Genomic DNA, 24,569 nt, shown 5'->3' with positions numbered 1-24,569 from the left:
TCTTTATAATGAGGGATGTTGGTACGGATGCATTCTGATAATTAATCTGAACAAATAACAGTTAATCAGTCTGAGTCCATTTGCTAACTACCTGAAAAATTGCATTCAAATGAGAACATATGTGAATAATGTCCCATAAATGAAAGCGGTATTTCTGGTGTGGATAAATATATTTACATTACAGGATGAACCACCATCTGTGAGAGAGTATATATCCAGTTACAAATGGTGGATTAATTTTGAACAACACAAAAATATAAAATTGTGAGGAGCGTTTTATTTTGTCGAAAAAATATATACGGATTATCATTGCCGGTATGCTGTTGATGCTTGGTGTAGGGATTCCGATGAATGGGTTGGCATCGTTTTTCAAACCGGTAACAGAAGCAACCGGATTTTCTGTTTCTCAATTTAGTTTGGTGGGCAGCTTCCTTAATTTGACCGGGATTGTAGCGGTACCTTTAGTCACCAAATTTTTGCTGCCTAAAATTGGCTTGCGGAAAACATCTATCTTAGGTGGTATTTTCGGAGCGCTAGGATTCTTCCTGTTGTCCAACGGTAAATCCTTGCTTGCATTCTACTTGGGGGCAATCGTCATCGGCATATTTATGATGTCGTCAACAGCAATCGTTTCTGTAACGCTTGTGAATAATTGGTTCCGCAAAAGCCATGGCTTGATTATGGGACTCGTTGCTGCATCAATCGGCTTAAGCACGGCGATTACCAGTGCAATTGTCCCATCTTTCATTCAAAATTATGGCTGGGAAAAAGGATTCTTATTATTGGGCGGCATGTACGCTGTGGCATTGTTCCTGGGAGCGTTCCTGTTGATCGAAAAGCCCGCTGACGTCGGCATGTTGCCTTATGGCGTGACGGAAGATTCACATGCAGCTGTAGCAGAACAAGCAACGAATGATTCTTCGACGGTTCACACCAACCATAAAGATACGGATATGACCTATGCGCAAGCATTGCGTTCGCCAGTATTCTACTTATTGGCCTTGTCATTCGTGTGTTTCGCAATGATTTCCACATTCACCCAACAGATTCCGATTTTCTTTACGACAAAAGGTGCGACTGATGTTCAAGCAGGTATGGTTTTGTCGATCGCGGCCATCGTCATGATCGCTTCCAAGATCATCATGGGCATCGCCAGTGACAAGTTGGGTGCAACAAAAGCTTTCTACATCTTCACGATTATCTATATCCTAGCATTCTGCATCTTTGCCGCAACGGATAACATCACTATCTTAACCGGAGCAGCGATGATTTATGCAGTCAGCACAGGTGTTCCTGCCGTAATGAACCAATTAGTGACGTTTGATATTTTAGGGAAAAAAGAATTCACTGCTATTTGGGGCATCTTATCGACAGCAAGCAGCCTGGGTTTAGCTTTGGGCGGCCCTCTGCTGGGCTACTTCTATGATGCAAGCGGCAGCTACAACACGACAATCCTCGTCAGCATCGCCTTCATGGTTGTATGCTTAGCATCGTTCTTCTTCGCGGTAACGTTAAGGAAACGTGAGCTCAAAAGGGCTTAACGACCTATATATAATCAAAAATTGTTATCTGAACGAGATTTGAAAGGGTGCTCTCTTAATCGAGAGCATCTTTTTGTTTAGGTATAATTTTATGAAAAAGAAAATTATTGACAAAGTATAAATCGTTTTGTAGAATGTTGGAGTAGATGAGAGCGGTTGCGATATAGTATTCGCAATAACTAGGAGTGTTACTGGAAACAGGCAGACCTAAGATAAAATTTTTATACCTTTATTTGGTGTGAAAAATTTATCTTAGGTCTTTTTGTGGTGAAAATTTAAGGTGGTGAAGAATATGAAGATAAAGCAGATACTTAATAACAATGCAGTGTTGGTGAAAAAAGGGACAAATGAGCTCATAGTTCTGGCTAACGGCATTGGATTTAAGAGGAAGATAGGCCAATTTGTCAACGAGGAAGAAGTCGATAAAATATTTGTTCTGGATACTCATGAAATGGTCGAGCATTTTAGCTACTTGCTCGGAAAGATACCACCCGAACATATATACATGATCGATGAAATTGTAGAATATGCTACGAGAAATCATAAGATGATCATCAATGATTACATCTATCTAACATTGATAGATCATATCGAATTTGCGCTCAAAAGAAGCAAGGATGGGTATTTTTTAAAGAGTCCACTTGCTTGGGAAATAAAAAAATTCTACAAAAAAGAATATGACATTGGCCTAAACGCTTTAAAAATCATCCAAAGCAAAACCGGAATAACTTTGAATGATGATGAGGCTGTCTCAATTGCGCTGCATTTCGTTAATATTCAAACCAATAAACAAGATATGGAAACCACATTAGCGATTACAGAAATGGTTCAGGATATTTTAAATATTGTTAAGTATCAATATAAAATAACCTTGGACGAAAACTCCATGAATTACGCTCGTTTCATTACGCATCTACAGTATTTTGCGCAACGCATCGTCTCACATGATCTTCATGAACAGCAAGAGAATGAACTTTATATGCAAGTGAAAACGCTCTATCCAGAAGCATTCCAGTGCGTACAAAAAATCAAAGTGTACATCTACAATAAGCATCAAGTTTTGATGTCCAATGACGAAGATGTCTATCTTACTCTGCATGTCATGCGTGTAACCCAAAGACAAGATACCAGGAGGTAGCAATTATGAATTATACAGATACAGCTAAAAAAATATTAGAAAATCTTGGTGGCCCTGCAAATGTTCAGTCACTGGTCCACTGTGCAACGAGATTACGGTTTAATCTAAAGGATGAAAGCTTAGCCAATGATGCAGCAATCGAAAATAGTGTTGGTGTAGTCGGTTTAGTCAAAGGCGGTGGGCAATACCAAGTCATTATTGGACCAGATGTCGCAAATGTTTACCGCGAATTCCAAAAATTGGGTGTGTCATCTGACAGCAGCCAAACTAAAAATGAATCAAAAGGAGCTAAAGGTATTTTAAATACCGTGTTGGATTATATCGCTGGTTCATTTACGCCAGTCCTGCCGGTTATTACTGCTGGTGGTATGATTCAAGTCGTCCTGTCGTTATTAGTGACATTCAAACTCATTTCGGAAACATCAGACACTTACCTGATTTTTGCTCAGGTTTCTCAAGCGGCATTTTATTTTATTCCAATGTATCTAGGCTATTCAGTAGCGAAGAAATTCAGAATTGACCCATTCTTAGGAATGCTGTTGGCGGGTGTGCTGTTGATCCCTCAAATGAGTACATTACTGACTCAAGAAGGAGGCATAACGCTACTTGGCTTCAAGTTACAAGCAATTACGTATAGTTCAAGTGTTTTGCCTATCTTCTTAGGTGTTTGGGCAATGTCCTATTTGGATCGAGCGGCAGATAAATTTATTCCGAACTCTTTGAAGTTTGTTTTGAAACCGCTTGTGATGATAATGATTGCAGTGCCATTGACACTAATCGTTTTAGGGCCACTAGGATTTACGGTGGGTAATTATTTAGCAATGTTCTTAGAGTTTTTACAAGCTAACTTAGGTTGGGCTGCAGTTTTAGTAATGGGTGCTTTCTCACCAGTGTTAGTAATGGCGGGTATGCACTATGCATTATTCCCAATGTTAATGACCGCTTTTGCAACAAATGGTTATGATATGTTGGTCGTACCAGGAATGCTCGCTGCAAATATGGCACAAGCGGGTGCAGCAACAGCTGTCGCTCTGAAAACAAAGAGCAGCGTAATGAAACAATTAGCTAGCTCCTCGGCAATTACCGCCTTAATGGGTGTGACGGAGCCAGCGATGTATGGGGTCAACTTAAGATTGAAAAAACCTTTCGTTGCAGTAATGATTGGTGGTGCTGCTGGTGGACTTTATGCGGGGATTTCAGGACTAAAAGCCTATGCTTTGGTTTCCTCATTAGTTGCGCTTCCAAGCTATCTTGCCAGTACCACAAACTTTATTAATGCTATTGTGACATGTGCTCTCGGTTATGGTGTTGCATTCGCAGCAGCCTATGTGATCGGGTTTGAAGATATAGTGGATGTAGAACAACAACCTGTGGTTACAATCGACAAATCTTTGGTTAAAGAAATGAATTTAGCAAGTCCTGTTAAAGGTAAAATTATTGACTTGATGGATGTAAACGACAGTGCATTCTCCTCACTGGCATTAGGAAAAGGATTCGCGGTCATTCCGAGTGAAGGCAAGGTCCTATCGCCAGTATCAGGCAGTATAAGTGCTATTTTCCCAACTAAGCATGCAATTGGGATAACGACTGATGAAGGTATTGAAATTCTGATTCATGTCGGAATTAACACAGTCCAATTGGGCGGTAAACATTTCACTAATCATGTAACTATGAATGAGAAAATCACCAAAGGACAGTTACTGATTGAGTTTGATTTGAAGGCAATTCAAAAAGACGGATATGACACGACCACTATGGTTGTCATTACCAATACTTCGCAGTATTTAGATGTATTAGCACACCAAGATGATGAAAAAGCATTAACTGTAGTTTTATAAGAGGAGGAAAGAATTGATGAGTTTTCCAAAAGATTTTTTATGGGGTGGGGCAGTAGCTGCTAATCAAAGTGAAGGAGCATATAATGTCGATGGTAAAGGTCTTTCTTCTGCTGATATGCTGCCAGCAGCCAAACATGGTGTTGCGCGAACCGCAACAGATAAGATAGAGAAAGATCTGTTTTACCCTTATCAGGAAGCAATTGATTTTTATCATCATTACAAAGAGGATATCAAGTTGTTTGCTGAGATGGGATTCAAATCCTTCCGCACTTCCATCAACTGGACAAGAATTTTCCCGACAGGAATGGAAGAAACTCCCAATGAAGCTGGACTTCAGTTTTACGAAGATCTGTTTTCAGAATGCAAAAAATATAACATCGAACCAATCGTAACGCTTTCCCATTACGATACTCCGTATTATTTGGTCGAACATTACAATGGCTGGGCCGGCCGTGAATTGGTTGACTTATTCGCAAAATATAGCGAAACAGTCTTTTCACGTTATAAGAATCTGGTCAAATACTGGCTGACTTTTAATGAAATCAATTGCATGGGGATTTTGCCTTACGTTGCAGGAGGTGTAAAACATTCAAATAAACAAATTCAAGCACAAGCTGCGCATCACCAATTCGTAGCCAGTGCAAAAGCTGTCAAAATTGGACATGAAATAAATCCAGATTTCCAAATCGGCATGATGTTGGCGGATTTGTTGACCTACCCGTACTCATGCAACCCTAACGATGTATTGGAGTCTTTGCATAAAACGCATGATTATTATTTTTATTCGGATGTTCAATGCAGAGGATATTATCCGTCATACCAACTGAAGAAATACGAAAAAGAAAATATAAAAATCGTAATGGAACCAGAAGATGAGAAAATATTGCTGGAAGGAAAAGTTGACTTTTTGGCTTTGTCTTATTATATGTCCATTACTGCAGCAGCAGATAAAACAGTTGGAGAAGTTGCAGACGGGGGCAACTTGATGGATCGCGGCCTGAAAAATCCCTATTTGGAATCGAATGATTGGGGATGGCAAATTGACCCGGTAGGTTTACGAATTTCCTTGAACTATCTCTATGATCGCTATCAAATTCCGTTGATGATTGTTGAAAATGGGTTGGGGGCTTACGATAAAATCGAAGAAGATGGTTCGATCCAGGATGATTATCGAATTAATTACCTTACCCAACACATCACTGAAATGGAAAAAGCAATTAACGAAGATGGTGTCGATTTGATTGCTTATACACCTTGGGGATGCATCGATATTGTCTCAGCAGGAACCGGCGAGATGGAAAAAAGATACGGATTTATTTACGTTGATCGAAACAATCTCGGCGAAGGCACAATGAAAAGAATGAAAAAGAAATCTTTTGATTGGTACAAAAACGTCATTCAAAACAATGGCTTGTAAATTGTTTAGAGGCAGGATATATTTTCTGGCCTACAATACTAAAGATACAGCATATAGTTTTAAGTAGGTTCCTAAGCATCACGTGGTGGCTAAACAATAAAATTACTGGATTTCGTAGTATTATTCTCTTTCATTATCAGACTACGACAATCCAAAAGCGCGGAAATTCTCATTTTTTGGGGATTTTCGCGCTTTTGCATTATCAAGTATTAAAGAGTATGAAGTCAGGTCAAATACTTGGTAAAAGGAACCAATCGGTTAATGAGTGTCAAAAAATAATAGACTGAAACGAATCGTAAAGAGTTTTGTATTTTCTCTACTTTCTTTAAAAAAATAAAATTTAAATAAGCCTTCTGCCTTTGCGATGCAATCTTTAAAGTAGATTGAATAAATATATGACTATTAAGATAATTAAGTTAAAGGAAATAACTAAATATTGCATACCGTGAAAACAATTTTTAAATGACCAATTCAAACACCAGCCTCTTTACGTTTTCTAATTTTTCATAAGATCTGGGAACATACTTTAACAAGAGTTAAAATATGCATTTGAATTACATTGATGACACACCCGTATACTGCTAATAATTATACTAAAATATCAGTAAAATTTTTTTGATAATGTGCTATCCGAAAGGGTATATCTTAAAAATTTGTCAGTAGGGTAATTATGCACGGAATGTAATTTCGGAATCACAGTTATTGTAAGACGGTGGTGCTAGCAAAATTATTCTTATAATTTTCTTGAGATAAGACTTATTTTTGCTTCTTTCACGAAGGCAATAATCCGCTCAATTGTAGATTCAAAATTATTTTGTAAATCGTGTTCCCACACTCTGAGGATGTACCACCCATTATCCACATAATATTTGTTCACTTCAATATCTCTTTTTGCGTTTCTATCTAATTTTCTCACCCAATATTCAATATTACTTTTAGGTATATTACCGTGAATAGGGCAACAATGCCAGAAGCAGGAATCAATGAAAATAACTACCTTGTACTTTTGGATGGAAATATCAGGATTCCCCATTAACTTCTTGTTGTTTCTTCTATAACGAATGCCACGCCTATAAAGTTCCTTAGCAACGGTATTCTCTAAATGTGATTGTGCTTTAATAGTTCGCATAATTTCGCTACGTTGTTCAGAAGTGATTTTATCAGCCATACGAGTTCACCTTCCTAAAATAATTATAACTAGAAGTCACTTATAATGATACTTTCTTGATTTATAATCTAATAGATGAATTTTGCCTTGCAAGAAATAAGGAATACCGAATTACTATTGTTTAATCATCGTATTTTAATTATATTCACGAAAAGTTGTTGAGGTAAAAATATTACAAACCTAATATTCTTAGAATATTAGGTTTGTAATATTTTGTTAGAAAACAAGAAAAATTACTTATAAAAAATGCTATAATTAGTGATGAAATATTCCCAAGTAATGTAACGAGTTTAAATATTTATTACTTATAGTACCAGATTAGCAATTAATAATTATTGAATTATGAATATAGGGGGAGACAGAGATGGATTTTAAAGATAATATTCACGATAAATCTATAGCTAGTATTGAAGGATGGAGAACAGAGAATAAAACATGGGAAGAAATAGAATCGCTATCTTTTCTATTGGGTGATGACCTTGCTTTTGATACAAAGATGAAACTGTTGATTACAATAATTTCTTCGAAGTATGAATATACAATGGATGAATGGTGCCAATTAGTAAACTACCTAAGAGAGCTTGAGAGCCCTATTATAAATGAATTGAATAAATTAGCTGAAGGGACAAAGAATGATGCCCAGATTTCAAAGTCATCACATTCAGCTTGGCAACTATATAGAAAAAGATTAAGTTCAAAAAAGTGGGATGTAGAATCAATAAACAATATTGAAAAGTCAGCTTTTCAAATACTTCAAATGTTAAGTCAAAATACTGAAGAAATAGAGCCCGTTAAAGGACTTGTTTTAGGGAACGTTCAATCTGGTAAAACAGCCAACATGGCTGGGTTAATTGCAATGGCAGCTGATTATGGGTTTAATTATTTTATCGTTCTTTCTGGTATGATTGATAATTTGCGTGAACAAACAGAAAAAAGATTGTACGATGATTTAAATTCTCCAGGGAATATTAATTGGCAAATTATAAAAAACCCTCACCCAACTAAATTTTCTACACCCGCTGATCAGATAGATAGATTAAATTTAAGTAAAGATAGTTCGGGTGGTAGAAGACATTTGAGTGTAGTTTTAAAAAATAGTGTTAGGTTAGAAAAGTTAGTTAAGTACTTATATTCAAACGAATCCAAAATAAAGCAATTAAAGATACTGATTATCGATGATGAAGCAGATCAGGCAAGTATAAATACAAAGAGAATGGATATAACTTTATCGGAAAAAGAGAAACAAGAGCGTACAGCAATTAATAACCATATAATGAATTTAGTAAATGGATACGATGACAAAAAATTAAAAGCAGTTAATTACATTTGTTATACAGCTACACCCTATGCAAATGTACTAAATGAATCGTCAAATTATTCGCTATATCCGAAAGATTTTATTATTTCCTTACCCACTTCCAAAAATTATATCGGGCCAAAACAGATTTTTGGATTATCTGAACCAGAGCAGAATCCCTCATTAGACATTGTTAGAGAAATTACGAAAACAGATACTGAATTGCTAAACCAAATTCACAAAGAAGAGTACTTTCAAGCGCCAATGAGTCTTATAAAGGCAATACAATGGTTTTTGATGACAAGTGTGGCTATGAAAAATGGAGGATATAAAAGGCCAATTAGTATGCTTGTTCACACTAGTCACGTAGTCAGCGAACATGAAAGAATCGAAGAAGTAATTAAAAATTATCTTAAGCATATTAGAGATGTAGACTCTGATGGTTTTTTAAAACAATGTGAAAAATTGTATTTAACTGAATCAATTGACTTTACAAAAAAAGATTTTTTAACAGGTATGCCAGAATACAGCATTTCGACAGAAAATGTATCAGATTATCCTGAATGGGACGTAATTGAAAAAGGGTTGAGAGCACTATTAGCGAGAGACAAATCAGAATATTTAACGAGAATAAAATTAGATGAGGATGGGGCAAAAAAGTATACTAAAGGAATCCATCTGTGTATTGATAATAGTAAGTCTTCAGGATCTGATGATGAATTCGTCAGATTAGTATATCCAGATAAATCTAATGACCCAGGCTTTGCGACCACATTTATTGTTATAGGTGGTAATACACTTTCGAGGGGTTTAACATTGGAAGGCCTTACTACTTCATATTTCATGAGAAACACTATTGCATCAGATACCTTAATGCAAATGGGAAGATGGTTTGGTTACAGAATTGGCTATGAGGTATATCCTAGAATTTGGTTAAATGAAGTAGTAAAAGAACGATTTGAATTCGTTACTCAACTTGATGAAGAATTACGTGATGATATTGAAGGATTTAGCAGATTAGGAAAAACTCCGAAGGAATTTGGAGTAAGAGTTAAAAACTCTCCGAACAATGCGTTTATTCAGGTTACGTCTAAAAATAAGATGCAAAGTGCAATAGCAGCAGAATTGGATTTTGAGGGAATTCAAAAACAAACAATCCTATTTAAAGATGATTATGATGAATTAAACAGTAATATTATTGTCACTGAAGAATTTTTGAATAGTCTACAAACTCCTATCGTTAATGAATCAAGGTTGGTTTGGACTGGCGTAGACTATCAAATTATTAAAGAAAAATTTTTCAGTAAATACATTGCTTCGGATAAAGATTTAATGTTTAGTAATTTAAAGGCATTTATTGAGTGGTGTGATACAGTCGATAATGATAATTTATTGGCAAACTGGAGTGTAGTTTTAAGTTCAAAAGGAAATATTATTGAAAATAAAGATGAGAATAACACATGGAAAATACATGGATTTAATGTTGCAAAAGTTTCGCGTACGATATTGGGGAAAGGGCAAAGTGATGGTAAAACTATTAGTATAGGAGCACTTAGATCGCCTAAAGATTTGCTATCCGATATAATTGAACTAAATGATGACGAAATTAAAGGAACTAAAAAAATTGAAGAAGTTCGTATAATTCGTGAAGAACACGGGTTTTCGGACGTCCCTCAATTAGTGATTTACCGAATAGACAAAGATTCAAAACCAACTGTGATAAATAATAAGAAGAGTAGACGTATTCCGCTAGATTTTTCACAAGATATTATTGGTATAAGCCTAATGATTCCGGGTATGAAAAAAGGGAAAAATGTTGCTACATCACTGATGGTTCATCTAAAGCCTGATGATAGCAATGCTGATTTGGAGGAAGAATTTTGAAAATTGAATTGATGAAGCAAGAGAGAATGGGTGTCGAAGGTAAAGGAGTTCTGCGCTCTCTTCAAAATGATACATTACCTTTGGTAGATTTGTTGATTAGAGAAGCTTTTCAAAATAGTTTAGATGCTACGATTCCAGGTGTAAAAGCAACCAACGTTAATGTAGGTGTATGCCAATTTGACGTAAAATCATTAGCTGAACATTTGGAAGGCCTAACTACAGTATTAATTGAAAGATATGCTAATAATAATTCGAAAGCTATCTATATCTCTGATAAAAATACGATGGGATTAATTGGTGATGTAAGAACGAAAGAAGGCAATATCTATAATTTGATTTACACAATTCAAAAGAATCAAGAGCAAGCAGGAGCTGGTGGATCATGGGGGCTTGGGAAAACTAGTTATTTTCGTTTAGGAAATGGAATTGTGCTTTATTATTCAAGAGTACAATTAAATGATGGAACTTATGAAGAAAGACTTGCGGGTTCTCTTATAGAAGATTCTACTCAAGAAAATAGATTATTAGATAATAATCGTGGTATAGCTTGGTGGGGAAGAAAGGATAAAGATAAAACTGACGAATTTGATTCTACATATCCACTTACTGATCATAATCAAATACTCACAGTTTTAGATGTTTTTGGAATTAAGCCTTATATAGATGGAGAAACTGGGACTACAATTATTATTCCGTTTATAGATGAAGAAAAACTTTTACCTAAACATGAAGATGAATGCAAGGCGTTAAATTGGTGGGAAACTAGTTTAGAAAGTGCAATTGAAATAGCAATTCAAAAATGGTACGCGCCAAGAATCCTAAACCCATATTTTGATGGAGCGTATTTAATTCCATCGATTAACGGAAATATCTTAAGTCCAGATAAATTCCAACCATTTTTTAAAATATTCTATGATTTATATTTACAAGGAATAAAAAAAGAAAGTTATGGCGATGTAAATGTAGAGCCAATCAAATTGAGCAGAAGAGGATTAAGCTCTGATAATGGGATAGTTGGGTGGATATCTTATGGAGCCTATGATAATAGTAATTTAAAAATGTTGCCGCCAGATAATGAGTGTCACCCGTTAGAATATTTTGGTTATGGTGATGTCAGCGCGCTTGAAAAAACAAATACAAAAATAGTTGCCTATGCTCGCAAACCGGGGATGATAGTCGAATATGACATTAACGGCGATTGGTCAAAAGATATACAACCATTTGATGATAAATTTCTATTCTCATTTTTTATACCCAATAGTGAAGGGCTGCTATATGAGCAATATAGGGAGAAAGATATCAATACATTGGAAGATTATCTCAGAAAAACAGAGAAGTCTGATCACGCAAAATGGGAAGACATTCCGCTAAATAATACAAAAGTTACTATTATAGAAAGAATTAAGCGGAACAATTCAAAAGTAATAGATGAAAAATACAATGGTTCTCAAGAAGAAATACACCATTCTATGGCATCAGTTTTAGGGAAAAAAATAGGTGATAAACTTCTTCCCAAAAATGAAGTCGTTGGTAAATCTTCCGTCGGGCCAACTGGGATAGGATCTAAAGGGAGCACAGGACAGACAGGGAAAAAACGTACTGCCAGCATAGATGTTATAGGAGTTGAAACGAATGAATCTAATGACTTGATAGTTCTTTTTAACCTAGGCATTGAACAAGCAATCGTTGCCGAGGTTTCTGTAGACGTTAGAATTGGAACAAAAAATTATGACGAGAATAATTGGAAAAAGGATATGGGTAACGATGTAATGTATCCTTTTTCAATACAAAGTATATTTGTCGAAAAAATAAACGATGCTGATATTCAATTATATAGTGACAAATTAGTAGATGAACGGCTATCGATTCATTTTACATCATTCGGTAATTTAAGCTCGTTTAGAGTGAAAAATAATTTGGGAACAGAAATTCTAAATATTCAAGGAAAGTTACTAATGAAAGTAAATGATGGTTTGATGCAACCAACATTAGTAGTTTGTGAGGTAAAATAAAAAATGGCAAATAATATTATTTCTTTGTACCGAACGCTTAACCATTCAACTCTTGAAAAATTAGAGTTAAGTTCTTTTGAAACTTCATTCTATTCCACCGAAGGTGATGACGAGGTGCCTATATTATTGGAAAACCAAGATGATACTGAGTCTTACTATATGGGTAAATCAGATAGCTTTTGGGATCCTAATTCAAACGATTTGATAGTTGAAAGATCATTTGTCATTAATAATCCAAAAGCCCTTTTTGGAATTGATGGCGTGACCACCAATGAAGGAAAGCTTGGTATTGGTGTCCATATATATAGTAGAAGTTCAAATTTCCAGACAACGATTCCGTTAACTGTAGCAATTACTGAATTCAGTATAAACCATTTAGTTAAATTCAGGCATGTATTTCAGCCTGCAGAGATAAAGGGAGAAGTCATTTTTAGCTTTTTTATATATCTTGCTAATAATATAAAGAATATTCCAATGTTTGCTAGCATTCCAGGCATACGATTGGGAGAACTAATTTCCTTTAAAATTATTGTGGATGGTGATGGATCAATATTTCCGGTTGTAGAAGTTGAAAAAAGCGGAGAACCTTTATGGAATGTGATTACTAATTGGACTGATGTCAATAGTGACACGTTTGACACGGACAATGTGAGAATTGAAATTAATAGTAAACATCATATGTACGACTATATATATAAATCGACTAAACCGTCACAATATTTATTAGTTGAGGTCCTCTCAAATGCAATATCTCAAATAATATTTCAAGTAGTAAATGATAATGACTTCGAAATGGACGGAGAATTTATACCAGGTAGCATAGCAAGTGTTGTCTTATATTGGATACTGACATTTGAAGTCAACGTAGCTTCTTTGGAAGCAATTAATTATTCGTTACGTGATAAAATAGAACCACTTTTTATGTGATAGGAGGAAGCAATGATAATTTGGGATGAAATAAAGTATAGTTCTGAAAAAGCGCGCCAAGATTTTGATAAATTGACAATCGATAAATTAAAAAATATTGAAGTCTCTGATAAATATTTGACTCTTCGTAATTCATTAATAAGTGCTAGAGATGAAGTGTTTGATGCAAATGGCTTTGATACTAGCGACAAGCTGGGATACAATTTTGACTTGACGTTTGGAATAGAAATGTACGATATTTTAAATAATCATTTCGATTTTAAATTTAGAGATGCATCAAATGACGATATTTGGCGTTTTTTGCAAATACAAATAATTCCGGATGTTGTATTTAGTCGTTGGGAACTAAATGAAGAAAGGTTTTACAAAACCAACAGGCGAATTTGGCTAAAAACTTTATGGTGGTATGTGCACTTATCTTGGAATGAAGATAAAACATTAACCCACGAGATACTGAAAAATAACACCACCGATACGATTATGAATCTCGTAGAGCGACCTGGGTTAGGATATGATATAGCACTTTTTAGAGAAATAATGAAAAAATATAGTCAGTTCGTTGACGGGTCAAATGATTCGAGATTGCTATTCCGTAGAGTATTGATAATGAATACAGCTCGTTCTGTAACCTTATCTCCTGAATTATTCAAAGGCGGAATAGAAACATACGTAGCCAACATTTTTAGAGATGTTGAAAACTCGAGGCGTTAAGTTATGGTATTTTATACAGAAAATTTATACAAACGAGTCATAGAAGATCCGGCTATACACTTTAATCAATTGAAAATAATAAGTGGCTATGCTTCAGCTAAATTTTTGAAGAGAGTAACAGATGATTTTCCTGATTATCAAATAACTTTAATTATTGGGATGGCTACTCAAGGTATATCAATGCAAAATCATCAGGCCTTCAGAGAAATTTGTAAGAAATTTGCCAATGTTCAAGTTTTTTATCAAATAGAATCACCGCCGACACATATGAAAATTTATCAATGGTATGTTAGTGGAGAGCCAGGGGTCTCATTTATAGGATCCGCTAATTTCTCTGAAACAGGTTTTTTTGGACAAAAGGAAATACTATCCCCAGTGATAGATATTTTTTCAAAATTGATAGATGAGGTACTATTAAAGTCAATGTTTTGTTTAGATGAACAAGTATTGAATAAGATTCCTTTGTATGATGAAGAAGGTAATGCATTAGATTCCGAAAGAGAATGCAACAATGAATTAATCAATTTTAAAGAGCAATCACCGAAAAAAGTTAATAATCAAAATATTTCTGAGAATTTCAGGGATTATGCTCATAATAAAGTGGATTTAAAAAGGCTATTATTGAATAATCTACGTTTAACGCCTTACAATCATGTAACCATTGAATTGATGCTTAAAGATGATCCGCATTGGGAATCTAAATCCTTGAATATATGGACTAGACCTAATAATACCAAGGAAAATTCATACATTGACATTGATAGGACTAATAAACTAGGGGATAGTAAATTAGATTTTTTTCCAAGGGGAATCAATATTCAATTAATTTCGGATGATAATAAGGAATGGATAGTTAAGCGAGCAGGTGAATACGGAAAATATTTAATAGTTGTTGAAGGAATGAATTTTTATGAATATTTTTCAACTAGGTTAGGAATAAAGGAAGATAGGGCAATATCTTATGATGATTTTTATGGTTATGGCAGAACCAAAGTTGATTTTTACAAATTAAATGGGGATCAATTTTTACTGGATTTTTCTGTAAAGTAGAAAAACGATTGCTTATTTTGAAAAGAAAGTTATATAATGACTCAAGCAGTAAAAAAAGGGGGGATTTTATGTTAAATGTTGTGGAAGCATTTAGTGGGATAGGCAGCCAAGCTGAAGCACTTAAAAATGCAAAAATTGAGCATAATATTCCTGCAATAGTGGAGTGGGAAGTTGGTGCAATGTATGCTTATGATATTTTGCACAACGGTCCTCAATATTTAAAAGATTATAGATTCCATACAAAAGACTCGTTAGTCCAAGAATTATTGAAATTTAATATTAGCACAGATGGCAAAGAGCACTTGTCTAACGAAGCGCTAACAAAAATGCCTATGGGACAGTTGAAATCAATATACGCTTCTATTGAGAGAACCAATAATTTGATTGATATTTCTAATGTAACAGCAGAAGAACTTCCTGATGATGTAGATGTTTTAACATACTCATTCCCTTGTCAAGATTTATCTATCGGCAGCTTTTGGCACAATAATTCAAGTGGGATAGATAAGGATGCCAACAATAGATCTGGTTTATTGTGGCAAATTGAAAGGTTGTTGAAAGATTATTGCAACATTGGAAAAAAAATGCCTAAATTTCTATTAATGGAAAATGTTAGTGCTATTTTATCCAAACGAAATATAGGCAATTTTAGAATGTGGCAGTCTTTTCTTGAAAATTTAGGTTATATTAATCAGGTATACACATTAAATTCCAAAAACTTTCACATTCCTCAAAATAGACAACGAACATTCATGGTGAGTGTATTAGTGGGAGAAGACACTAATAAACGAAATGCAGTTGAAGAATACTTTTTTGAAAATAATCTTGAAAATATTTGTTTGGATGATAACGAGATCCATCCTATTGGAAAATTTTTAAGATTAGACTATTCTAATGCTACATACAAACGAGAAGCGATTGAAAGTACTCCGAACTATACACCATCAAGAGTAAAGATTTTTGAGACAAATAAAATATTGGCTGTAGATAATGTGTCGAATGATACCATGATTGCGAATACTGTAACTACAAAACAGGATAGGAATCCTAACTCAGGTCTAATCGAATTCAGAGATATTAATTTGGTTGATGGCGCGAAGTATAGAAACCTAACTCCAAGAGAGTGCTTCTTGTTAATGGGTTTTAATGAAGAATCATATGACTTATTATTGGAGAATAACCCCTTAATTACGAAAAGCAGAAGTATTTTGAGTCCCTCTAAATTGTATAAATTAGCCGGTAATAGTATAGTTGTGCCTATCTTGGAAGAGATTTTCAAACAAATTGATACTATAGATAAAAAAATTTTGAACTGTGAAAAAATAGGTGTGTAGAAGAAATTGTGCCAATAACATAAAAAGCGGAAATCCTGATTGAGGATTTCCGCTTTTTTTATTTACCCTTCAACCCAATGTTTCACCACCCCTGTATGGTAAAATAACCATATTGACTTACACGAACAGGAGGCGATCCGATGGGGTTGCAGTTTATTTTAGGCAAGGAATCAGCGGACAAGAAACAAGCGATATATGAGCGGATTTCGGGGATCATGACGGAGGAGCCGGATGCGGAGGTATTTGTGCTGGTTCCGGAGCACGCGAAGTTCGAGGCGGAGATGTCGATCCTGGAAAAGCTATGGGAATTCGAGGCTTTCCGCGATCAGGACATGATGGGGTCGATGAATCTGCAGACGTTCAGTTTCAGCCGTTTGGCGTGGTATTTGCTGAAGAAGTCGCCGATCTTCCAACAGCAGCAATTGTCGGAAGCCGGCCTCAGCATGCTGGTGCGGAAGATTTTGATGGAGAAGGAGCAGGAACTGATCCTTTTCCGCCGGGAAGCCAACAAAGAAGGCTTTATCAAGCAGCTGACTGATCTGTTTCTGGAGCTGCGCAGCGGCCGCATCGAAGAGGATGACCTGCAGGGGATCCTGGCGAACCAAGCCGAATCCGGCAACGAGGCCGATTTCCAGCTGAAGCTGACGGAATTGAAGGAGCTTTACCGTGCCTTCAATGAAGCGCTGCTGGACAAGTACCTCGAGAAGGAAGTCATCCTTGAGGCATTGGCAGGCGTCATCGAAACACTGGATATGCAGAACACCTATGTCTTCATCGACGGTTTTTACCGTTTCACGGCCCGCGAGCTGCAGATCGTCACGACGCTGCTGCGCTCTGCGAAACAGGTAACGATCACGTTGGCGTTGGACAAAGCTTACGTCGACGAACCGCCGGCTATGCATCAGCTGTTCTATACCGCAGGATCGACCTACCACACGCTCTATCATTTGGCGCGCAGCCTGCGCGTTCAGGTCATGAAGGACCATTGGGTTGCGAAGGATACGGACGGCTACAAGGATGCGCTTTTGGTGCTGGAGAATTATTGGATCGCGTCCACGGATGCCACAGCCAACAAAGTCCAAGGCTCGTTCGAGCTGACTGCAGATCAGAAGGAAGCTATCCGGGTCTGGGGCTGCGAAACGAAACAGGCGGAAGTTTTCCACGTTGCCAATGAAATCAAAAAACTGGTCGCAGAGGACGGCTACCGCTACAAGGACATCCTGATTTTGGCGCGTACGGTCGAGGAATACGAAACGATGGTGAAGCCGGTCTTCGACAAGGACGGGATGGACGTATTCTACGACAAAGCGGACGCCATGAAGCACCATCCGTTCATGGACTTCATTGACGCGCTGTTCCGCATCCGCCGCCATCATTGGCGTTATCCGGACATTATGCGCTTGCTGCGCACGGAACTGTTGATGCCGGCCAACCATGACAATCCGCAAGGGCTTGAGGAAACGTCGGCAGCCGTGCTGCGCTTCCGCGAACAGGTCGATGTGATCGAGAATGTCTTGCTGGCATACGGCTATGAAGGCAACAGTTGGCTTTCAAAGGATGATTGGTATTTTGCGACATTCAGGGACGAGAACGGCAACAACAACCAGAGCGCCGAGGACAGACGGATGCAGGACACTTCCAACGAAGTCCGCAATTATCTGAGGGATCTGTTGCTGCCGTTTTTCCAGAAGATGGCGAAGGCCAAGACCGGCCGGGAAGCAGCGAGGAACCTGTACAATTTCCTGATCGCCGCCAAGGTTGACAAACAGATGCTTTTCTGGCGCGACGAAGCGTTGGCGCAGGGGGACCTGATCCAAGCAAGGCAACAGGAACAGATCTGGAAAGTTTTCCTGAACCTGTTGGATGAATACGTCGAGATTTTGGGCGACAGCCCTTTCCAGGCGGCAGCTTTCCATGAGATCCTTTTGACCGGTTTCCAGAACGCGACCTTCAGTCTGGTGCCGCCGAGCATCGATCAGGTCGTCTTCTCGAGCATCGAGGGCGCGCGCTTCGAACCGGCGAAGGTGGTCTTCCTGATGGGGATGACCCAGGACCATTTGCCTGCGCAGAAGGACAATAAATCTTTGCTTACGGAAGAGGACCGCGAGCGGCTCAGCGGTTCGTTGAATAATGAAGAGAAATACCTGCACCCGACGACCGCGGAATCGATGGCCGCCGAACCGTATGTGGCCTACCAGGCTTTCCTATCGGGGACGGAGAAGGTCATCTTCAGTTATCCGATGAGTGCGGACGACAGCAAGAAATCGCCGAAGATTTCGCCCTATGTGTCGCGCGTAGCCAATGCGCTGCAGATCCCTGTCGAAATCAAGCACCAGGACATCGCCGATGCAGAGGATACGACTGCCTTCCTCGGCAGCAAACAACAGAACATCAGCCAACTGGTTCATCTGTTGCGCCACCAGCGCACGACGAATGAGCCGGTGCCGACGCTGTGGAAATATATTTTGGCGTACATCTCTAAGGATCCAAAAGCAAAACGGATCATGCAGCAGGTTTTTGCCAGCCTTTGGCACAAGAACGTGCCGAGCAAGCTGACGGCTCCTGTCGCCGAACAGCTTTACGGAAAAGACCTGTATCTGTCGGTCTCGCAGCTCGAGCGCTATTTCGAAGATCCGTACAGCCATTTCCTTCAATACGGCCTGAAGCTCAAGGAACGGGCGAAATACGAGCTGTCCGCAGCCGGCACGGGCGAATTTTTCCATGAAGCTTTGGAAAAGATCGTCAACCAGCTGAAGAGCAGGCTCATCGACACCGCTGATTTGAGTGAGGAGACGGTCAAACAGATTGCCGATGCCGTCCTGGATGAGCTCTATGGGAGCGAAAAATTCAAAATTCTGAGGACCTCCAACCGGATGGCCTTCATCCGCGACCAGTTGGGCGAAACGATCCAGAAAATGGCTTGGGTGCTCAACCAGCACAGCCGACGGACGGCGCTGAAGAACATCCGCACCGAAGCGGTTTTCGGCCAAATGGGCGGCGAACAGATGCTGGACGGATTGGACATGCCGCTGAACAACGGCGGCACCCTGCACATCCGCGGAAAGATCGACCGGATCGATCTGGTCAATGCCGGGGACGAGAATTACTTGACCATCCTCGACTACAAGTCGAGCGCGCACAGTTTCAATTTCTCCGATGCCTACTACGGCTTGGCGATGCAGATGATCACTTATCTGGACGTGGCTTTGCTGAACGCCGACAAGCTGCTGGCTGGGAAGACTTTGCCGGCAGGAGCGTTCTATCTGCACGTCAAAAACCCGTTCATCAAGCAGAACAGCTTCATGACGCTCGAGGATTACCAGAAGACGATCATCACCGATTACAAGCTGAAAGGGCTGTTGCTGAACGACACGGCCGTTTTGGACACAATCGATCCGTCTGTCGAAAGCGGCAAGTCTTCGGAAATCTTCCCTTTCAACAAACTGAAGGCCGGCAATTTGGGCAAAAAGGACGAATTGATCACGCTGGATGATTTCCACAATCTGATCGCCAAGAACCGGGCGAATATGGTGGAAGCCGGCGAGAAGATCCTGTCCGGCGACCTGAAGCTTGACCCGATCAAGGAACGGCCGTATACGCCGACAGTCAGCGGGCCTTACCGCGCCATCTCGCAGTTCGACAACACTTTGCCGGAGAACCGCTACCGCAAATACATCAAACTGAGCAAGGAAGATGTCCTTTCGAAGATCAAGGAAGAAATTGAAGGGCATGCCGGGAATAATCAAGAAACCAACGAGGAAGGGGATGAGCAATGATGACGGGCATACCGGCACGCACACCCAATGAAAAATTCACGGAAACGCAATGGCAATCGATCTACCAGACCGGGGACAACATCCTCGTCTCCGCCTCGGCAGGTTCCGGCAAAACGACCGTTCTGATTCAGCGGATCATCGAAAAAGTGAAGGGCGGGACGAACGTCGATGAACTTCTCGTCGTCACCTTCACCGAATCCGCCGCCAAGGAAATGAAGGAGCGCATGACAGGAGCCATCCAGACCGCCATCAACGAAGCGCAGTCACTAGAGCAATACCTGCACCTGATCAAGCAGCTTTCGCTGATGCCGCAGGCGAACATCTCGACGATCCACGCCTTCTGTCTGAAGGTCATCCAGCGCTATTTCTACCTGATCGATCTGGATCCGGTTTTCCGCTTGTTGGCCGACACGATCGAAGTCGAGCTGCTGAAGGAGGACGTCTGGGAAGAGGTCAAGGAGGAACTCTACGGGGAGCCGGATACGCACTTCAAGAATCTGGCCAAGGCTTATTCGAAGGACCGCAGCGACGACGATCTGATGAAGCTGATCTTCTCGCTCTACGACTTTTCGCGCGCGAATCCGATCCCTTACCGATGGTTGGATTCCTTGCCGTCTTTATACAACACCGAAGACGGGTTGACGAACAGCGTCCTCTATCAGGAATTGCTGAAGCCGCAGCTGCTGAGCCTGATCGAAGGCATCCGCTATGACATCGATCAAGCTCGGCATCTGGCCGGACAAAACGTGGAGACGGCTGCCCAGCGGGAAATTTTCGAAACCGAGCAGGGCTATGCCGATCGCCTGTTGGAAGCTATTCAGCAGGATGACTACGAATTGGCCTACACGATCGCGAACGAACAACTGCAGTTTGCGCGTTGGCCAAGCAGCAAGAAGGCCGATCCTGATGAAGTGAAGGATCAGAAAGCACTGCTGAAAAACCTGCGCGACAAATACAAGAAGGATTTCGCCTCATTGAGCGCACAATACCTCAACCGGCCACTTGCGGAACAGGAGGAAGTCCTGCGGGGAATCCACCCGTATGCCGAAGAGATGGCCCGGGTGACGAAACGCTTTTCCGAAGCCTATTGGGAACGGAAATTGGACGATAATGTGCTCGATTTCAATGACCTGGAGCATCTGACACTGCAGATTCTGGCGCCAATCGCCGAGGACGGGGAGCGCAAGATGAGCGACGCGAGCGCTTATTACCGCAACAAATTCGAAGAAGTGCTGATCGACGAATACCAGGACGTGAACCAGCTGCAGGAGAGCATCCTCTACTGGGTGACGCGGCATCAGCCGGAAACCGAGAACCTGTTCATGGTTGGGGATGTCAAACAGTCCATCTACGCCTTCCGCTTGGCCGACCCGAGCCTGTTTCTGCGCAAATACGCGGCCTTTGCCGACAAAAACGGCGGGGAACGGATCATTCTGGCGGAAAACTTCCGATCGCGCGCAGAGGTCATTCATTTCACGAATTTCATCTTCGAGCAATTGATGGACGAAAAAGTCGGCCAGATGGACTACGACGAAGCCGCGAAGCTCCAGGCCGGCAACAAATCCTTTCCGGAGAGCGAGCTAAACCAGACCGAACTGCTGATCTACCTGTCCGAGGATGCCGACAACGGCGAGGAAACACTCACGCCGGAGAACGATCTCGAAGCCGACCTGACGATCGACGACAAGACAGCCGGGGAAGTCACGATGGTCGCGCAGAAGATCAAGGCGCTGATTGATGAGAAGTTCCTGATCTACGATAAGAAGAACAAGGAAGAACGGCCGCTTTCCTACCGGGACATCGTGCTGCTGACGCCGACGAAGAAGAACAACCTTGTCATCCTGGAGATCTTCAAGGATTTCCAGATACCGCTCATCCTGAACGACACGGAGAGTTATTTCCAGCGCACCGAGGTTTCGATCATCCTGTCCTTGCTGAAGGTGATCGACAACCCGCGCCAGGATATCCCGCTTGCGGCAGTGCTGCGTTCGCCAATTGTCGGTTTGGACGAGAAGCAGCTGGCGCTGATCCGCATCCAGCAGAAGAACGGCGATTTCTATGAAGCCGTGCAGCATTTCATCAAAATCTGCGAAGCAACTGAAATCGACCAGACTGCGGAAATCAAGGACGCGCACAGCAAACTGGCGCTGTTCATGGGACGATTGCACGAATGGCGCAACACGGCCAGACGGAGCAGTCTCGTCACCCTGATCTGGACCATCTACAACGACACCCACTTCCTCGATTACGTCGGCGGCATGGTCGCCGGCAAACAGCGGACGGCCAATCTCCACGCTCTCTATGAGCGGGCCAAGAAGTACGAGGAAACGAACTACAAAGGGCTGTTCCAGTTCATCCGCTTCATCGAGAAGATCCAGCAGCGCGACAAGGATTTGGCTGAGCCGACTTCCTTCAGCGACGATGAGGATGCCGTAAGGGTCATGACTATCCACGCCAGCAAAGGCCTGGAGTTCCCGGTCGTCTTCCTCATGGATCTGTCAAAGCGGTTCAACCTGAGCGATACCCAAAGCAAATACATCTTCTCGGAGACGCACGGCCTCGGGACCGATTATTTCGACGTCCAGCAACGGGTCCAGTACCCTTCCTTGGCGCGCCAAGCGTTGGCGATTGAAAAGAAAAAGAAACTGTTGGCGGAAGAGATGCGCAAGCTCTATGTGGCCCTGACCCGCGCCGAACAGAAATTGTTCCTGGTCGGCTCCTACAAATCCGAAGAGAAGCTTTGGGCCGATTGGCAAGTGGCCGACGGAACAAGCGGGAAACTGCTGCCGGATTACCTGCGCCTACAGGCTAGCTCGATGATGAAATGGCTCGGCATGTGTCTCTACCGTCATGAGGACGCCGAGAACGACCATTTCCATAAGGAGTACCGCGGCGAACTGACGCATTACCCGGTGCATTTCAGCATCCAGACTTTCCGCGAGGAAGACCTGTTGTCCTACATCCCGGTCGCCATGGAGGAGATCAACGAATCGCAGTGGAAAGACGAAATCGAGCAGATGGCGACGGCGAAAGTCGAGGCGCATGAGCATTCTTTGGCTGAAGAGATGAAGCTGGCCGTTGCCCTGATGGAGGCGAAATATCCTTATGAAGCGGCAACGACGACCACCAGCTACCAGTCCGTTTCCGAGATCAAGCGGCTGTTCGAGGATCCGGACGAGAGCCATATGCTGAAGCTGGACCTTTCCGACACCAAACGGGTCTCCCGCTATGTGGAGCCCGAATTCCCGCGCCCGCGCTTCATGCAGGAGATGGTGATGCCGAATAGCGCCGAAATCGGTACAGCGACCCACTTTGTAATGCAGTCCGTGGATCTGGAAAAGGAAATCACCGCAGCCTATGTGGCGAAATTGTTGCTTGAATTGGTAGATGATGGACTGCTGGAGAAGGCTGTTGCGGAGAAGCTGGACGCGGAACAGATCGCGTTGTTCTTCCAAACCGATTTGGGGCAGGAAATCCAGGCGAATGCCGACAGAGTGAGACGGGAAATGCCGTTCTCGTTGCTGATTCCGGCAAGTCGGATATTCGCTGAGATGCCGGAAGACTCAACTGACAATCTGCTGATCCACGGTATCATCGACGGCTTCATCGAGTACGACGATCACATCGTCCTCTACGACTTCAAAACCGATTTCGTGGGCGATCAAGCTCCGGTATTGCCCGAGAACATCGTCGACAAGTACCGCGGCCAGATGAACCTGTACAAGAAGGGCCTCGAGACCATCCGTCAGAAACCAGTCAGTGCGGCATACATCGCGCTGCTTTCGAACCATACGAATATTTCCGTTTAAATTAAACCGAAAAAGGTGGAGCATCCAAGGATTAAATCCAGGATACTCCACCTTTTTCTGATTTTTCAACAATCGTGCGTTAAGGGTTATTCCAAAATAAGCTGACTATTGGCTTGGATATTACCAAGAATTGTCCGAGAAATAGGTCCAACAACCAACAATTGTAACGGCAAAGCGACAATAACATTCATTTTCCACGCTTCGCTATAGGCCGCCCATAAATTATCAGGGATGCCGCCTTCCATAAGAACACCGAATAATGACATGAAAGTGACCATCCCTAGAACCATCAAACTGGAGATTGTCAAAATTAACTGCACCTTATTTTCTTTTTTGATGGGTAGTCGAAAAGCAATTTTCTTTGCGATCACTCCTACAATGAATACGTCTAAAACAAAGGCAACAACAAAACCGGGTACTAAGCCTGCCACAAGCGGCATAAGAGCTAAATTGTCATGTAACTGCAGATTGTAAAGGCTCATTCCTAACACCATCATAGAGCACATTATCATTGTAAAAATAATTCCTTCTTTTTTGTTTGTGGGCATATAAACACTCCTTCTATTTTTGTGCAACGTCAACCATGGTATCACAAATGTAGAAAGCGTGTAAGAAGTATTTTCATAAATAGTTTAAGTATTTTGGAAATCATTATATGGCTATTGCA

Annotated in this window: 14 protein-coding genes; 12 read left to right on the top strand and 2 right to left on the bottom strand. The window is 40.9% G+C overall.

The genetic code is table 11. The features are described 5' to 3' along the window. Positions 1-281 precede the first annotated feature (281 nt). The 4 genes from PH235_RS01155 to PH235_RS01140 all read left to right on the top strand — a co-directional run bounded on the left by PH235_RS01155 (position 282) and on the right by PH235_RS01140 (position 5,934). The gene (locus PH235_RS01155; RefSeq protein ID WP_272160659.1) at positions 282-1,541 is read left to right on the top strand and encodes an MFS transporter; all 1,260 of its coding nucleotides are present in this window, start codon (positions 282-284) and stop codon (positions 1,539-1,541) included. Positions 1,542-1,833: 292 nt separating this feature from the next. Continuing rightward, positions 1,834-2,679: a BglG family transcription antiterminator LicT gene (licT, locus tag PH235_RS01150; RefSeq protein ID WP_272160658.1), complete on the top strand. Its 846-nt coding sequence runs from the start codon at positions 1,834-1,836 to the stop codon at positions 2,677-2,679. Between the two features lie 5 nt (positions 2,680-2,684). Beyond that, complete coding sequence (locus tag PH235_RS01145; protein WP_272160657.1) at positions 2,685-4,517, top strand: beta-glucoside-specific PTS transporter subunit IIABC; 1,833 nt, start codon at positions 2,685-2,687, stop codon at positions 4,515-4,517. A 16-nt stretch (positions 4,518-4,533) separates the two neighbouring features. After that, positions 4,534-5,934 (top strand): glycoside hydrolase family 1 protein, encoded by a 1,401-nt coding sequence (locus PH235_RS01140; protein WP_272160656.1) that lies wholly within the window; start codon positions 4,534-4,536, stop codon positions 5,932-5,934. Positions 5,935-6,667: 733 nt separating this feature from the next. Here PH235_RS01140 and PH235_RS01135 read toward each other — a convergent pair. After that, positions 6,668-7,102, bottom strand: a complete 435-nt coding sequence (locus tag PH235_RS01135) for a very short patch repair endonuclease (protein ID WP_272160655.1) — start codon at positions 7,100-7,102, stop codon at positions 6,668-6,670. A gap of 364 nt (positions 7,103-7,466) precedes the next feature. Here PH235_RS01135 and PH235_RS01130 point away from each other — a divergent pair, with 364 nt between their 5' ends. The 8 genes from PH235_RS01130 to addA all read left to right on the top strand — a co-directional run bounded on the left by PH235_RS01130 (position 7,467) and on the right by addA (position 23,902). Continuing rightward, positions 7,467-10,283 (top strand): Z1 domain-containing protein, encoded by a 2,817-nt coding sequence (locus PH235_RS01130; RefSeq protein WP_272160654.1) that lies wholly within the window; start codon positions 7,467-7,469, stop codon positions 10,281-10,283. Beyond that, entirely contained in the window at positions 10,280-12,295 is a 2,016-nt protein-coding gene (locus tag PH235_RS01125) for a hypothetical protein (RefSeq protein WP_272160653.1), read from the top strand. The genes PH235_RS01130 and PH235_RS01125 overlap by 4 nt, the downstream gene beginning before the upstream one ends. 3 nt (positions 12,296-12,298) lie before the next feature. Beyond that, positions 12,299-13,222 carry a hypothetical protein gene (locus PH235_RS01120; protein ID WP_272160652.1) on the top strand — a complete coding sequence of 308 codons (924 nt, stop codon included), beginning with the start codon at positions 12,299-12,301 and terminating at the stop codon, positions 13,220-13,222. A 12-nt stretch (positions 13,223-13,234) separates the two neighbouring features. Beyond that, the gene (locus PH235_RS01115; protein ID WP_272160651.1) at positions 13,235-13,933 is read left to right on the top strand and encodes a hypothetical protein; all 699 of its coding nucleotides are present in this window, start codon (positions 13,235-13,237) and stop codon (positions 13,931-13,933) included. Between the two features lie 3 nt (positions 13,934-13,936). Further along, on the top strand, positions 13,937-14,983 hold the full coding sequence (locus PH235_RS01110; protein ID WP_272160650.1) for a restriction endonuclease PLD domain-containing protein: 1,047 nt from the start codon (positions 13,937-13,939) through the stop codon (positions 14,981-14,983). A gap of 68 nt (positions 14,984-15,051) precedes the next feature. Beyond that, complete coding sequence (gene dcm / locus PH235_RS01105; protein WP_272160649.1) at positions 15,052-16,317, top strand: DNA (cytosine-5-)-methyltransferase; 1,266 nt, start codon at positions 15,052-15,054, stop codon at positions 16,315-16,317. A 140-nt stretch (positions 16,318-16,457) separates the two neighbouring features. After that, complete coding sequence (locus PH235_RS01100; protein ID WP_272160648.1) at positions 16,458-20,093, top strand: PD-(D/E)XK nuclease family protein; 3,636 nt, start codon at positions 16,458-16,460, stop codon at positions 20,091-20,093. Beyond that, positions 20,090-23,902, top strand: a complete 3,813-nt coding sequence (gene addA, locus PH235_RS01095) for a helicase-exonuclease AddAB subunit AddA (RefSeq protein WP_334223626.1) — start codon at positions 20,090-20,092, stop codon at positions 23,900-23,902. Before PH235_RS01100 ends, addA begins: the two co-directional genes overlap by 4 nt. An 86-nt stretch (positions 23,903-23,988) precedes the next feature. Here addA and PH235_RS01090 read toward each other — a convergent pair whose 3' ends face one another. After that, positions 23,989-24,450 carry a DUF2798 domain-containing protein gene (locus tag PH235_RS01090; protein ID WP_272160647.1) on the bottom strand — a complete coding sequence of 154 codons (462 nt, stop codon included), beginning with the start codon at positions 24,448-24,450 and terminating at the stop codon, positions 23,989-23,991. Positions 24,451-24,569 lie beyond the last annotated feature (119 nt).

This window comes from Trichococcus sp. K1Tr (genome assembly GCF_028309625.1).
Classification (GTDB): domain Bacteria; phylum Bacillota; class Bacilli; order Lactobacillales; family Aerococcaceae; genus Trichococcus.
Note: the sequence above shows the minus strand (reverse complement) of the source record. Positions and strands in the feature narration are given on the sequence as shown.

Bases quoted from the DNA above. Each gene is read 5' to 3' on its own strand.
- licT (WP_272160658.1), top strand. From the start codon at position 1,834: ATGAAGATAAAGCAGATACTTAATAACAATGCAGTGTTGGTGAAAAAA.
- PH235_RS01145 (WP_272160657.1), top strand. From the start codon at position 2,685: ATGAATTATACAGATACAGCTAAAAAAATATTAGAAAATCTTGGTGGC.
- PH235_RS01140 (WP_272160656.1), top strand. From the start codon at position 4,534: ATGAGTTTTCCAAAAGATTTTTTATGGGGTGGGGCAGTAGCTGCTAAT.
- PH235_RS01135 (WP_272160655.1), bottom strand. From the start codon at position 7,102: ATGGCTGATAAAATCACTTCTGAACAACGTAGCGAAATTATGCGAACT.
- PH235_RS01130 (WP_272160654.1), top strand. From the start codon at position 7,467: ATGGATTTTAAAGATAATATTCACGATAAATCTATAGCTAGTATTGAA.
- PH235_RS01120 (WP_272160652.1), top strand. From the start codon at position 12,299: ATGGCAAATAATATTATTTCTTTGTACCGAACGCTTAACCATTCAACT.
- PH235_RS01115 (WP_272160651.1), top strand. From the start codon at position 13,235: ATGATAATTTGGGATGAAATAAAGTATAGTTCTGAAAAAGCGCGCCAA.
- PH235_RS01110 (WP_272160650.1), top strand. From the start codon at position 13,937: ATGGTATTTTATACAGAAAATTTATACAAACGAGTCATAGAAGATCCG.
- dcm (WP_272160649.1), top strand. From the start codon at position 15,052: ATGTTAAATGTTGTGGAAGCATTTAGTGGGATAGGCAGCCAAGCTGAA.
- PH235_RS01100 (WP_272160648.1), top strand. From the start codon at position 16,458: ATGGGGTTGCAGTTTATTTTAGGCAAGGAATCAGCGGACAAGAAACAA.
- addA (WP_334223626.1), top strand. From the start codon at position 20,090: ATGATGACGGGCATACCGGCACGCACACCCAATGAAAAATTCACGGAA.
- PH235_RS01090 (WP_272160647.1), bottom strand. From the start codon at position 24,450: ATGCCCACAAACAAAAAAGAAGGAATTATTTTTACAATGATAATGTGC.